This window comes from Ensifer sp. D2-11 (assembly GCF_054161295.1).
Window position 1 is genome coordinate 80,383 of the sequence record NZ_CP096434.1, and the last position, 13,408, is coordinate 93,790.

At 64.0% G+C, this 13,408-nt stretch carries 13 protein-coding genes; 10 read left to right on the plus strand and 3 right to left on the minus strand.

The annotated features are described in order from the left end of the window. Positions 1-177 precede the first annotated feature (177 nt). The 7 genes from M1D34_RS17600 (at position 178) to M1D34_RS17630 (ending at position 6,008) form a co-directional block, all read left to right on the plus strand. The gene (locus M1D34_RS17600; RefSeq protein ID WP_498783250.1) at positions 178-1,095 is read left to right on the plus strand and encodes a carbohydrate ABC transporter permease; all 918 of its coding nucleotides are present in this window, start codon (positions 178-180) and stop codon (positions 1,093-1,095) included. Beyond that, on the plus strand, positions 1,092-1,955 hold the full coding sequence (locus M1D34_RS17605) for a carbohydrate ABC transporter permease (protein WP_498783252.1): 864 nt from the start codon (positions 1,092-1,094) through the stop codon (positions 1,953-1,955). Before M1D34_RS17600 ends, M1D34_RS17605 begins: the two co-directional genes overlap by 4 nt. A gap of 19 nt (positions 1,956-1,974) precedes the next feature. Then, positions 1,975-3,897, plus strand: coding sequence for a glycoside hydrolase family 127 protein (locus M1D34_RS17610; RefSeq protein ID WP_498783254.1), 1,923 nt, complete (start codon positions 1,975-1,977; stop codon positions 3,895-3,897). Between the two features lie 12 nt (positions 3,898-3,909). Continuing rightward, positions 3,910-4,995: an ABC transporter ATP-binding protein gene (locus M1D34_RS17615; RefSeq protein ID WP_498783255.1), complete on the plus strand. Its 1,086-nt coding sequence runs from the start codon at positions 3,910-3,912 to the stop codon at positions 4,993-4,995. Between the two features lie 98 nt (positions 4,996-5,093). Further along, complete coding sequence (locus M1D34_RS17620; protein ID WP_498783257.1) at positions 5,094-5,348, plus strand: type II toxin-antitoxin system VapB family antitoxin; 255 nt, start codon at positions 5,094-5,096, stop codon at positions 5,346-5,348. A gap of 85 nt (positions 5,349-5,433) precedes the next feature. Next, on the plus strand, positions 5,434-5,703 hold the full coding sequence (locus tag M1D34_RS17625) for a CopG family ribbon-helix-helix protein (protein ID WP_498783259.1): 270 nt from the start codon (positions 5,434-5,436) through the stop codon (positions 5,701-5,703). Beyond that, positions 5,700-6,008: a type II toxin-antitoxin system RelE/ParE family toxin gene (locus M1D34_RS17630; RefSeq protein WP_498783261.1), complete on the plus strand. Its 309-nt coding sequence runs from the start codon at positions 5,700-5,702 to the stop codon at positions 6,006-6,008. Before M1D34_RS17625 ends, M1D34_RS17630 begins: the two co-directional genes overlap by 4 nt. A 33-nt stretch (positions 6,009-6,041) precedes the next feature. On the opposite strand, the gene M1D34_RS17635 is transcribed toward M1D34_RS17630, so the two are convergent. Continuing rightward, positions 6,042-7,028 carry an AraC family transcriptional regulator gene (locus M1D34_RS17635; RefSeq protein ID WP_027988255.1) on the minus strand — a complete coding sequence of 329 codons (987 nt, stop codon included), beginning with the start codon at positions 7,026-7,028 and terminating at the stop codon, positions 6,042-6,044. 75 nt (positions 7,029-7,103) lie between these two features. Between M1D34_RS17635 and M1D34_RS17640 the strand changes: the two genes are divergently transcribed. After that, positions 7,104-8,309 (plus strand): MFS transporter, encoded by a 1,206-nt coding sequence (locus M1D34_RS17640; RefSeq protein ID WP_107592037.1) that lies wholly within the window; start codon positions 7,104-7,106, stop codon positions 8,307-8,309. Positions 8,310-8,333: 24 nt separating this feature from the next. Here the strand turns inward: M1D34_RS17640 and mtnA are convergent, their stop codons facing one another. Next, the gene (mtnA, locus tag M1D34_RS17645) at positions 8,334-9,428 is read right to left on the minus strand and encodes an S-methyl-5-thioribose-1-phosphate isomerase (RefSeq protein ID WP_498783264.1); all 1,095 of its coding nucleotides are present in this window, start codon (positions 9,426-9,428) and stop codon (positions 8,334-8,336) included. Continuing rightward, positions 9,425-10,696, minus strand: coding sequence for an S-methyl-5-thioribose kinase (gene mtnK, locus M1D34_RS17650; protein WP_498783266.1), 1,272 nt, complete (start codon positions 10,694-10,696; stop codon positions 9,425-9,427). The genes mtnA and mtnK overlap by 4 nt, the downstream gene beginning before the upstream one ends. Before the next feature lie 135 nt (positions 10,697-10,831). On the opposite strand from mtnK, the gene M1D34_RS17655 reads away from it, so the two are divergent. Together M1D34_RS17655 and M1D34_RS17660 are read left to right on the plus strand one after the other, a co-directional pair. Then, a complete protein-coding gene (locus M1D34_RS17655) occupies positions 10,832-12,355 on the plus strand; it encodes a sugar ABC transporter ATP-binding protein (RefSeq protein ID WP_498783268.1) in 1,524 nt (507 codons plus the stop codon). Further along, positions 12,345-13,391: an ABC transporter permease gene (locus M1D34_RS17660; protein WP_003529409.1), complete on the plus strand. Its 1,047-nt coding sequence runs from the start codon at positions 12,345-12,347 to the stop codon at positions 13,389-13,391. The genes M1D34_RS17655 and M1D34_RS17660 overlap by 11 nt, the downstream gene beginning before the upstream one ends. The last annotated feature ends 17 nt before the right edge of the window (positions 13,392-13,408 follow it).

A 13,408-nucleotide genomic window follows, 5' to 3' on the forward strand; every position in this document is an offset into this window, starting at 1 on the left:
AGGTGTGCTGCTTCGTGAGTGGCGGGTGGGGGACAAACCCCCTCTGCCCTGCCGGGCATCTCCCCCACAAAGGGGGAGATCGGCAAGAAGCAGGGCCTGCGCCAACCGCGAACATGAATATGCCAAGAGGGTGTTTCCCCCTGCCGCCGATGCCTCGAAACCCTTGAAAGCGCATCCATGACGACGTCAGCACTCACATCCGCCACCCGCCGGCGACGCCCGAAGCGGCAAGCCGGATGGCGCGGCCTCATCTATATCGCGCCCGCCATGGCGCTCGTCACGCTCTTCTTCGTGCTGCCGGTGCTGTTCACGCTGTGGATGAGCCTGCACAAATGGCCGCTGCTCGGCGAGCCGGCCTGGATCGGCCTGCGCAACTATACGCGGATGTTCACCGATGCGCGGTTCTTCAACGCGCTCGGTTTCACCGCCCACTATACCCTGATCGTCACGATAGCGATTTTCGCGGTCGCCTTCCCGCTGGCGGTTTTCGTGGAGAAACAGAGGCCGTTGGTCTCGCTCTACCGGACCATCGTCTTTCTGCCTGTCGTGGTGGGGCTCGCGTCCGCCTCACTGCTCTGGGTGTGGCTCGCCAATGTCGACAGCGGGCTCTTCGCGCCGCTCTTCGATATGCTGGGCCTGACCTCCGGACGGATCAACCTGCTCGCCAAGTTCGATACCGCGTTTCTGACGATCATCGTCATGGTCGTCTGGAAGATCGCCGGCTTCACCATGATCATCCTGCTGACCGGGCTGCAGGCCATCCCGGCCGAACTGACAGAGGCCGCGCGCATCGACGGCGCCGGCCGCTGGCAACGCTTCCGCCACCTGACGCTGCCCCTGATGCGCCGGACCATGGCGCTGGCGCTCATCCTTTCGGTCACCGGCTCGATCCTCGCCTTCGACCAGTTCTACATCATGACCAGCGGCGGTCCGCAGAACAAGATGATCTCTGTCGTCTACTATATCTTCAACCAGTCCTTCGTGTCCTTCAATCTCGGCTACGGCGCGGCACTGTCGATCGCGCTCCTCCTGATCCTGGTGACGCTCAGCGTCGTCCAGCTCTGGCTGCTCAAGGTGGGGGATGAACGCCCATGAGGACGCGCCGCGAAATCCGCGCCCGCAAGGCGCTCCGGGACAGGATCGTCTATCACGGCATCGGCATCGGAACGGCCTTCTTCTTCCTGGCGCCCTTTGCCGTTTCCTTTCTTGCCTCGTTCCGGCCGAACAGCGAATCCGGCAGCCCGCCGCTGCCGCCATGGCCGATCTCGGGGCTGAGTTTCGACGCCTACCGGGCGCTCGACAGCTTCGGTGCCGGCATCTGGCAGCACATGTTCAATTCGCTCCTCGTGTCGATCGGAACGGTCGTCCTGACCGTCGCGGTCAGCGTGCTCGCCGGCTACGGCTTCTCCCGCTACCGCTTCCCCTTCAAGAACGCGCTCTTCGTACTGATCATCGCGACGTTGATGATCCCGTTCCAATCGATCCTGACGCCGCTCTTCATCATTCTGGCGCGGCTCGGGCTCAACAATTCGCTCGTCGGCCTGATGCTCGTCTATGTGACGTTGCAGCTTCCCTTTTCCGTCTTCATGATGCGCAACGCCTTCGATGCCGTGCCGAAGGAGATCGAGGAAGCGGCGCGCATCGACGGCGCCCGCGACCTGAAACTTCTCGTCCGGGTGCTGCTGCCGCTGGTCATGCCCGGGATTGCGACCGTGTCGATCTTCGCCTTCCTCAATGCCTGGAACGAATTCTTCGCCGCGCTCGTCCTCCTGTCCAGCAACGACAATTACACGCTTCCCGTTCTGATGACCGCCGTGCGCGCCGGCCGTCTCGGCGCGATCAACTGGGGCGCGGTGCAGGCCGGCGTCGCGGTGATGGTCGTTCCCTGCCTCTTCGTCTTCCTTCTTCTGCAACGCTATTACATGCGCGGGCTGATGGCCGGCGCGGTAAAATGATCCGAGAGAAAGCGACCTCATGACAAAGACCGTGAAAGACCGCCAGTTCCGCCCCGTTGCCGTTCCCGATGTCGAACTCGGCGGATTCTGGGGCAAATGGCAGGATGCCGTCTGCCGATCCACCGCCGAAACCCTGCTCGACCGCTGCGTCGAGGCGGGCATGATCAAGGCGATCGACGTCAGTCAGCCGAGCCCCGGCATCGTCATCCCCATCCAACCCTGGGGCGGTACCACGCAGATGTTCTGGGACTCAGACCTCGGCAAGTCGATCGAGACGATCGCCTATTCGCTCTACCGCCGCCCCAATCCGGAACTCGAGGCGCGCGCCGACCGGATCATCGACATGTACGAGAAGCTGCAGGACCAGGATGGATATCTCAATGCCTGGTTCCAGCGCGTGCAGCCCGACAGGCGCTGGACCAATCTGCGCGACCACCACGAGCTCTATTGCGCGGGCCATCTGATCGAGGCTGCCGTCGCCTATTACCAGGCGACCGGCAAGCGCAAGCTTCTCGACATCATGTGCCGCTTTGCGGACTATATGATCACGGTCTTCGGGCGCGGCGAAGGGCAGATCCCTGGTTATTGCGGCCATGAGGAGATCGAGCTCGCGCTCGTCAAGCTTGCGCGCGTGACGGGCGAGAAGAAGTATCTCGACCTTTCGAAGTTCTTCATCGACGAGCGCGGCACCGAGCCGCATTTCTTCACCGAGGAAGCCAGACGCGACGGCCGCGATCCGGAAAGCTTCATCCAGAAGACCTATGAATACGGCCAGGCGCACCAGCCGGTGCGCGAACAGACGAAGGTCGTCGGCCACGCCGTGCGCGCGATGTACCTTTATTCCGGCATGGCCGATATCGCGACCGAATACAGGGACGACAGCCTGACGGCAGCCTTGGAAACGTTGTGGGACGACCTCACCACGAAGCAGATGTACATCACCGGCGGCATAGGTCCGGCAGCCTCGAACGAGGGTTTCACCTGCTATTACGACCTGCCCAACGACACGGCCTACGCCGAGACCTGCGCCTCCGTCGGCCTCGTCTTCTGGGCGAGCCGCATGCTCGGCCGCGGCCCGGAGCGCCGCTATGCCGACATCATGGAGCAGGCGCTCTATAACGGCGCCTTGCCGGGTCTTTCTATCGACGGCAAGACCTTCTTCTACGACAATCCGCTCGAAAGCACCGGCAGGCACCACCGATGGAAGTGGCATCATTGCCCCTGCTGCCCGCCCAATATCGCGCGGCTCGTGACCTCGATCGGTTCCTATATGTATGCGGTCGCCGAGGACGAGATCGCCGTCCATCTCTACGGCGAAAGCACGGCGCGGCTGAAACTCGCGAACGGCGCCGAGGTCGAGCTCAGGCAGGAGACCAGCTATCCCTGGGAGGGGGCGATCGCCTTCACGACGAAGCTCGACAGGCCGGCGAAATTCGCGCTGTCCTTGCGCATACCGGAATGGGCGGCGGGCGCGACGCTCAGCGTCAACGGTACGATGCTCGATCTCTCGGCGCATCTGACCGGCGGCTATGCCCGCATCGAACGCGAATGGTCGGACGGCGACCGCGTGGCGCTTTACCTGCCGCTGGCGCTTCGGCCGCAATATGCCAATCCGAAGGTGCGGCAGGACGCCGGCCGCGTGGCGCTGATGCGCGGTCCGCTCGTCTACTGCGTCGAGGCCACGGACAATGGCGAGGACCTGAACGCGATCGTGCTTCCCCGCGAACTGCCGGCTGCCGAGGCGGTCGTGCTCGACGATCTGAACGGTGCGGTCGCCATCGACATTTCCGTCGAGCGCGAGGAAACGGAAGACTGGGGCAAGGCGCTTTACCGTCAGACGAGGCCTGAGCGCCGCCCGCACAACGCACGCTTCGTGCCCTATCATCTCTGGGACAACCGGGCGCCGGGCGAGATGCTCGTCTGGGTCCAGGCGGACAAGTAGGCGATCTCCAGGATGGCGAACGGCATCAGCAACAAGAGTGTCGTGCTCAGCGACATACGCAAGAGTTATGGCGGCCTGGAGGTTATCCATGGCATCGACCTGACGATCGAGGAAGGCGATTTCGTCGTCTTCGTCGGCCCGTCAGGCTGCGGGAAATCGACCCTGCTGCGGATGATCGCGGGGCTCGAAGAGGTGTCCGAGGGGGAGATCGCCATCAAGGGCAGGGACGTGACAGACCTCGACCCCTCCGAGCGCGGCATCGCCATGGTCTTCCAGTCCTACGCGCTCTACCCGCATATGAGCGTCAGCGAAAATCTCGGCTTCGGGCTCAAGATGGCCCGAACCGACCCGGCCGAAATCGCGCGCCGCGTCGCGCAGGTCTCGGCCATCCTCAAGATCGACCATCTGCTCGACCGACGGCCCGGCCAGCTTTCCGGAGGTCAGCGCCAGCGCGTGGCGATCGGCCGGGCGATCGTGCGCAAGCCCGACGTCTTCCTGTTCGACGAGCCGCTTTCCAACCTCGATGCGGAACTGCGCGTGTCGATGCGCATCGAGATTGCCCGCCTGCACCGCGAGCTCGGCAACACGATGATCTATGTCACCCACGATCAGACGGAAGCGATGACGCTGGCCGATCAGATCGTCGTGCTTCGGGACGGCCGGATCGAGCAGGCCGGCAGCCCCCGCGACGTTTACGAGGACCCGGCCAACATGTTCGTGGCAGGCTTCATCGGTTCGCCGCGGATGAATTTCCTCGATGCGGAATGGCAGGGGGACGGTACGATCCGGGTCGGCGAGACCACACTCGAGGCAGCAATCGACGGCGGCAGTCTGAAGCACGGCGAGCGCCTGCTTCTCGGCATACGGCCGGAACATATCGCGGTGGCGGAGCCGGGGCCGGAACGGATCGCTGCCCAGGTCGAGTTCTCGGAATATCTCGGCGGAACGCGCTACCTCTATTGCCAGCTCGAAGACGGCCAGAGCCTCGTCGTCGAACAGCGCGAGGGCCCGAACTGGCAGGCGGGGGAAAGACTTTCTTTCGCCGTGCCCGATGACCGAAGGCGGTTCTTCGCCGAAGACGGGCGGCGTTTGCGGTAGGGGGATCAGGCCGCGTTCTCATGCCGTCGCCTCGCGAGCTTGCTTGCACGGGATAGTGCCCGCATTATCAGCGAATGTGATCTGAATGGGCTGCTGCGATGGCGATCAATATCAACGACCCCCAGGCGGATGCTTTGACGCGCACGTTCGCCCGTATGGCCGGTCTCAGCATAAGAGAGGCGATCGTCACCGCCATGAAGGAGGCTATCGACCGCCGTCGCAATCGGGAAAAGCCATTGGAGACGGCAAGACGGCTTCGAGAGAAGCACGGGATCGTCATTGGTGGGGCGGCAAGTAAGCCACTTCAGCGCGAAGCTTACGACAAGATGTGGGATGACTTGGTCCAATGGTGAGCGCTCCGTCCTCCGAAGAGGCACAGCCTTGAACCGATTCGGCATCATGTGTTAACATGTACACAACCGAATACAGGATAACATCATGCCCGTCAGCACCACTATGACCATTCGGGTCAGCCCCGAGCTAAAGAAGAAGCTCGATCGGATCGCTAGCGCCACTTCGCGTAGCCGCTCCTTCCTCGCGGGCGAAGCCGTAGCTGCCTATGTGGACCGGGAGCTTGAAATCATCGACGGGATCAAGCGCGGTATGGCCGATGCCGAAGCTGGCCGCCTCGTTCCGCATGAAGAGGCCATGGCTGAAATTTTCAACGTAATCCGGAAGGCGGAGACCGGTAAGGGCGACAAAGTTTGAGGCGGCTTGTTCAGTGGTCGCGTGCGGCTCTGGATGACCTCAAGGATCAGGTTCTCTTCATTGCTCGGGAAGACCCGGATGCAGCGGCAGGAGTGGCGGGCCGGGTTCGCGACACGGCTGCAGCACTCGGCGAGATGGCGACCGGGAGGCCGGGGCGGGTGATCGGCACGTACGAGAAGTCCATCACCCGCTTGCCCTATGTAATCGCATATGCACTGATGAACCACGGCGGCCGCGAAAGCGTCATGATCCTGCGCGTCATCCACACCGCGCGGGAATGGGCAGCCGAGGAGTGGCCGCCCTAAAGCACTTCAAGGATAGGTCTTCTTGCCTCTCCCTCAGCCCTCGCCGATGGAAAATGTCGGTGCTTCTGGCGGTTCGGAGCCGCGATAGTGGCTTGGCGGCAAGCCGATCACACGCTTGAAGGCGCGGCTGAACGAGGCCTCCGAGTCATAGCCGAGGCGGCGTGCGACGACGGAGATGCGCATGCGGTCGCGGGTCAGCCATTGCCGTGCCTGGTGCATGCGCACTTGCGTGAGATAGCGGGCCGGCGTCTCGCCGACCACGGCGGCGAACTGCTGCGCGAAGCCGGAGCGCGAGGCGCCCATGAGCTTGGCGAGGGAATCCACGGTCCAGGTCTTTTCCGGATCGAGGTGCATGGCCGCGATCACGCGGCCGAGCCCGGGGTGGCGGACCGCCGCCACCCAGCCGTTCGTATTGCCGCATCCGTGCTCCACCCAGGAGCGGATGATGAGCGCCGCGAGCACGTCGGCGAGCCGCGCCAGCACGCCGCCGGAGCCGACGCGGCTGGCGCCGACTTCCCGCGCCATGGCGTCGAGCATATGCGGGATCGCCGGCTCGCTGGCCGTCAGGGCGTCGATGCGCATTACGTCGGGCATCATGCGCAGCAACGGATGCATGGCATCCATGTTGAACCGCAGACTGCCGCAGAAAAGGATGGTGGTCTTGCCGCGCCCGCCGCCGCAGACGTCGTAGACGCAATGGCATACCTCCTCGACCGAATAGGCTTCGAGCGGCGACAGCTTCTCGCCGGGCGCGCTCGCCAGCGCATGCGCGCCGCCACGCGGCAGAAGCACGGCATCGCCGCGCTTCAGTTCGATCCAGTCTCCGTCGGCCACCCGCAGCCAGCAGTCTCCGCAGATGAAGTGGAAGCGCGCCGCCTCCTGCGCCGGAAATGAAATTCCCCAGGGGGCGGTCAATTCGCAACGGACGTAGTCGACGCCGTCGAGGCGCAGTCCGCGCAGGAGTTCGCTGAGAAAATCCTCCGAAGCGGAAGACGATGTTTTGGACGAATGATCAAGCATTGCGGAATTTCTAGCATGGAATGTCCAGGGCGTCACGCCTTATCTAAGCCGGACCCTCTCAAGGAGACCGCTCTTATGACAGATACAGCGACCACTCTGGACGCCACGTTCATACCGGAAAGCGAGGAGCGAATCGATCCGGCATGGGCCGGGGTCGGCTCCCTCGCGCTCGGCGTGTTCGGCCTCGTCACCGCAGAATTTCTCCCCGTCAGCATTCTGACACCGATGGCCGCCGATCTCGGTATCAGCACGGGCACGGCCGGCCAGGCGGTGACGGCGACCGCCGTCGTCGGCGCGGTTGCCGGGCTGACGATCGCCATCGCCACGCGCCGGTTCGACCGCCGGCTCGTGCTTTGGGGCTTCACCCTGGCGCTGATCGCCTCCAGCCTGCTTGCGGCTTTCGCCACCAATCTCGCCATGCTCCTTGCCGCACGCGTCGTCCTCGGCATCGGGCTCGGCGGCTTCTGGTCGATGATGGCGGCAATCGCCTTGCGTCTCGTGCCGATGTCGCTCGTGCCGCGTGCCATGTCGATCGTCTTCACCGGCGTCTCGGTGGCGACGGTCTGCGCGGCGCCCATAGGCGCCTATATCGGCGATCTCTGGGGCTGGCGCGCCGCATTCCTGATGGCTGCGGCGGTCGGTGCCGTAACGCTGATCGTGCAGATGGCGACCATACCGCGGCTGCCGCCGCAATCGGCTCCGAGCCTGAAGCTCCTGTTCGATCTGATGCGCATGCCGAGCATCCGCATCGGGATCATCACCGTCCTGCTTTTTGTCTCGGGCCACTTCGCCGGCTTCACCTATGTGCGCCCGTTCCTCGAAAACGTCCCGGAGTTCGGCATCGAGGCGATCTCGCTGATCCTGCTGGCTTACGGCACCGGCGGCTTCTTCGGCAATCTCGCCGGCGGGCTCATCATCGAACGCAGCATCACGGCGGCCGTGAGCCTCGGAACGCTGCTCATCGCAGCGATGGCGTTCGCCCTCGTGACCTTCGGTTCGCTCGATGTCGTGTCGGCCGTGGCGGTGACCCTCTGGGGCTTCGCATTCGGGGCGCTGCCCGTCGCCGTCCAGACCTGGATGGTGCGAGCCGCCCCCGACCATGCGGAAAGCACGGGCGGCCTCATCGTCGCGACCTTCCAGGTCGGCATCGCCAGCGGCGCTGTCCTCGGCGGGCTCTTCGTGGACAGCTTCGGCCCGCTCGGCGCCATCACCTATTGCGCCGTCGCGACCCTCGCGAGCGGGCTCTATGTCATGGCCTCGCGGCGCAGCATAGAGGTCTAACTGCCGTCCGGTCGCGGCATCGTCTCAACGCCGTTCGGGGAAGAGCGCTTTAAGCCCTTCCGGTGACGGCGTGGCGATGCCGCGCTCGGTGATAAGGCCGGTGATCAGGCGTGCGGGCGTCACGTCGAAGGCGGGATTTGCCGCGGGACTGCCCTCCGGCGAGATGCGCACGCTGGCGATGGAGCCGTCGGACGCGCGTCCCTGCACGAAGCTCACCTCGTCTCCGGGCCGTTCCTCGATCGGAATTTCCTTGACCCCGTCATGGACCGTCCAGTCGATCGTCGGCGACGGCAGAGCGACATAGAAGGGCACGCCGTTATCCCGTGCGGCGAGCGCCTTGAGGTAGGTGCCGATCTTGTTGCAGACGTCGCCATTGGCCGTGGTGCGGTCGGTGCCGACGATCACCAAGTCCACGTCGCCGTGCTGCATGAGATGGCCGCCGGCATTGTCGACGATCAGCGTGTGCGGCACGCCATGGCTGCTCATCTCCCAGGCGGTGAGATAGGCGCCCTGGTTGCGCGGCCGCGTCTCGTCGACATAGACGTGCACCGGTATGCCTTCCTCGACCGCCATGTAGATCGGCGCCGTCGCGGTGCCGTAATCGACGGTCGCCAGCCAGCCGGCATTGCAGTGGGTGAGGATGCGAACCGGCTCGCCCGGCTTCTTCTTGGCGGCGATTTGGCGGATGACCTTGAGGCCGTTCGCGCCGATGGCGCGGTTGAGTTCGACGTCCTCTTCCGCGATTTCCGTGGCGCGCTGGTAGGCGGCGTCCGCGCGTCCTGCTTCCGGCAGCGGGCGCAGATGGTCCCGCATCGCGTCGAGCGCCCAACGCAGGTTGATGGCGGTCGGCCGCGTTTGGTGAAGCTCGTCCCAGACGGCATCAAGATGCGCATCCGATGGGTCCTTCGCCATGGCGATGGCAACGCCGTAGGCGGCGGTGACGCCGATCAGCGGCGCGCCGCGCACCCACATGTCGCGAATGGCGAGGGCCACGTCGGCGACAGTCTTCAGCGTCACGACACGCAAGTCGTGCGGCAGCCAGCGCTGGTCGATGATGTCGACGGAGCGGCCATCCTCGTTGAGCCAGATCGTATGGTAATGACGGTCTCCGACTTTCACGCGAGTGTCTCCTTCTGAAGCCGCTCCGCCGTGGCGCGGATGTCCCTGAGGCTGTGGATGCGATGCCGATTGACGGCGAGATGACGTCCGAGCTTCAACGCCTTGCTTTCGCAGGCGGCGCGGCGGTCGGGATCGGCAATCGTTTCGAAATCGGCATTGTGGGCGAGGCCGAGAATGCGGCGGTGGATCTCAATTCCGGCAAAGCCGAGCATCTCGCGCCAGATATCGTCGATGACGATGTTGAGCGCCTGCTCGGCGCCGAGCGGGTCGTTCCTGTCCTCGAAAACGCGCGCCTGGTAGAGGATGCCCAAGCGCTCGGTCCGCCAGAGCTGGGCAAATTCGGAGCGGAACGTTTCCCAGATCGTTTCGATCGTCTCGAGCAGATAGGCGCGCATGCCGTCGCGCGCGCCGGTGGTGCTCTCCTGGCCGCTCTGCGAGAAGTAGCTCATCCAGAAATTGGCGAGAAGCATCCCGACGTCGAAGCTGATCGGTCCGTAGAAGGCGAATTCCGGGTCTATGACGCGGGTCTCGACGTTCGTGACCATCACCGAACCGGTATGCAGGTCGCCGTGGCAGAGCGTTTCGGCCTTGGCGGAGAAGAGATGCTTCAGCCGCTGCGCCTCGACCTTGAGGTCGCGGTCGGAGCGGAGCTCCATCACGATCGGGTCGAGCTGCGGCGCGGTGTGGCGGTTGAGATCGGCTTCGAAATAAGGGTCGGAGAAAACGAGATTTTCGGTGATGTCGCACAGTTCGACATTGTCTGCAAAGAGTGCCAGGTCCGCTTTTTTGTCGCGCGTCGCCATGGAAAGGTCCGAGCCGCGGAAAAGCGTGCGGGCGGCGAAGAGGCCGAGATCGCAACCTATATTGGGCAGTTCGCGCCCATCGATCAGCGCGCGGCGCAGGATAACGTGCGGTGTCAGATACTCCATGACGATCAGCGCCTGCGTCTCGTCGAAGAAGAAAATCTCCGGCACCATACCGGGAGCACGCGCAGCCTGGCGCACCAGCGCGTGGTATTCGAAGAAGGAGCGTTTCAGAGGCAGCGGCCAGCTCTCGCCGACAAGGCGAACATAGGGCAGGGCCTGCTTGACGACCGCCGTGCCTTTGCTGCCCGTGACGATGAACACGAGGTTGAGGTTGCCGTCGCCGATCTCCTTGACGGTCCAGTGCGAAACGTCCCCGCCGATCTTCTCCCTGAGAGCGGAATTGCCGCCGAGCCGATGCGGCAATGACTCGGCGCTGAGCGCCTCGAAGACTTGCTTGTCCATATCGTCCTCCTCCTGCGGATGGCGCGGCCTCCACCGCCCGCCGCCATGGCACAGCTAAGGCACCATTCTGGCAAATGTCAATGACCTTGACATTTGATGAAAGCCTATCCTAACGTGCATCGTCGGGAGGAGACAATGAGCGGAAAGGCAGTGTTTCGCATCGAGGGCGTGCGCAAATCCTTTGGACCCGTGCAGGTTCTCCAAGGGGTGGATCTCGATCTTGAGGCCGGCGCGGTAACGATTTTGATGGGCGCCAACGGCGCCGGAAAATCCACCCTCGTGCGCATTCTCTCCGGCGTCTATGCGCGCGACTCCGGCGCGATCACGCTTGCGGATGCGGCTTTCGAGCCGGTGACGCCTGCCGAGGCGATCCGCGCCGGCGTCGTCACCGTGCACCAGAACATCAATGACGGGGTCGTCGCCGACCTCGACGTCGCAACCAATCTGACGTTCGACCGGCTGAACGGACGTGGCTCGCGGTTCTTCTTCAATCCGCGGCGCGTCCGGCGCGAGGCGGCTGCGGTCGCCGCCCATATGGGGCTCTCCATCGATCTTGCCGCCAACGTCAACGACCTGACCCTTGCCGACCGGCAGATGGTGGCGATTGCCCGGGCGATGTCGCATGAGCCGAAGGTGCTTATCCTCGACGAGCCGACGTCCTGCCTCTCGAGCGCCGAAGCGGAACGCCTCTTCGATCTCGTCGACCGGCTAAAGGCACGCGGCGTCGCCATTCTCTATATCTCGCACCGCATGTCGGATATCCGCCGCCTCGCCGACCGCATCGTCTCGCTTCGCGATGGCCGGATCACGGGCCGTTTCGACGGGCCCGATCTCGACTATGAGGGCGCCGTCGACGCGATGCTGGGCCGCAAGGTTTCGGCGGGCAAAATCGCGGTGCACAAGGCCGGCGGGCCGATCTTCAAGGTGCGCGGCCTGAAGCTGTCCGACCATGCGCGGCCTTTCGATTTCGATCTCCTTGACGGCGAGATCGTCGCGGTCACCGGCCTGGTGGGGGTCGGCAAGACGGCGCTTGCCGAAACGCTGTTTGGTGCGCGCTCCCCGCTGGCCGGCGAAATGACCCTTGACGGATTGCGCTATGCGCCGAAAACAACCGGTCAGGCGATTGCGCGCGGCGTTTTCCTCGTCGCGAAGGACCGCGCCGAAAGCGGCATCGCGCCCGATTTCAACATCTACGAGAACATCAGCCTGCCGTTTCTGGGCAAGCTCTCCCGCTGCGGCATATCGAGCCGCAGGGCCGAAAGGGCCAAGGCGCGCGGGCAGATCACCTCGCTCGGCGTGATCTGCCGAAACGAACGCGACGAGATGCAGACACTTTCGGGCGGAAACCAGCAGAAGGTGATGGTCGGGCGCTGGCTCTGCGAGCCTTCGCGATTGCTCATCCTCGACGAGCCGTTCCAGGGCGTCGACATCGCCGCGCGCCGGGACATCGGCAACAAGCTGCGCATCTCGGCCGCGGGCCGTTCCACCATCCTCTTCCTTACCGAACTCGACGAAGCGTTCGAGGTCGCCGACCGCATCCTCGTCATGTCGGAGCAGACCATCGTCGGCGAACATCGAAACACTGAAGTCGATGTCGAGCGCCTGCTGTCGGAGATCGCCGGTCAATCCCATCAGCAGGTCATGCATCATGAGCAGTGAACAGAGCAAACCCGCCGCGGCCCCCGTACTTCCGGGCACGTGGGGCATCAGGGAGACCGCGATCAAGTACGGCTTCCTCATGCTGCTCGCCGGCATGGTTCTTTATTTCTCGCTCGTAACCGGAGGTTTTGCCTCCCCTCAAAGCGCAGTCTTCATTCTGCAATCCGTGTCGATCACCGGCATTCTCGCCCTCGGCGTGACGGCGACGCTTGTCGTCGGGGGGTTCGACCTCTCGATTGGCTCGGTCGCCACCACGGCGATGATGGCTTCCTCCTATGTCATGGTGGTGATGGGAGGCGACGCGCTTACGGCGGCGCTCGTATGCCTCGCCGTCGGCGCGCTCGTCGGCCTGATCAACGGCTTCATCATCGTCTACATGCGCGTTCCGGACCTTCTGGCTACCCTCGGCATGATGTTCCTGCTGCTCGGCCTTCAGCGCATCCCGACCGAGGGCCGCTCGATTGCCGCGGGCATGACGCTGCCCGACGGTTCGGTCGCGACCGGCACTTTCAGTCCGGCTTTCCTGGCGCTCGGGCGCCACCGCTTCGATCTCGTCCTGCCCAACCTCGTGCCGGTCTCGGTCGTGGTGCTCGTGGTGCTCGCCATAGCGATCTGGTTCTTCCTCGAATACACCCGCTTCGGCCGCATAATGTATGCGGTCGGGTCCAACGAGCGCGCGGCCGCGCTAGCAGGGGCGCCGGTCAATGCCTACAAGATTTCGGCCTACGTCATTTCCGGCGTCTTCGCCTCTATCGGCGGCATTCTGCTTGCAGCACGCCTCGGCCGCGGCGATATCGCCTCCGGAAACAACCTGCTGCTCGACGCCGTCGCCGCCGCACTGATCGGTTTTGCCGTGCTGGGTGCGGCCAAGCCGAACGCTTTCGGAACGGCCGTCGGCGCGCTTTTCGTCGGGATCCTACTGCAGGGCCTGACGATGATGAATGCGCCTTACTACACGCAGGATTTCATCAAGGGCGCCGTGCTCGTCGTCGCCCTGATCTTTACCTTTGCGCTCTCGAAAAGAGGCAAACGCTGAGGAGACCTCGGCGGACC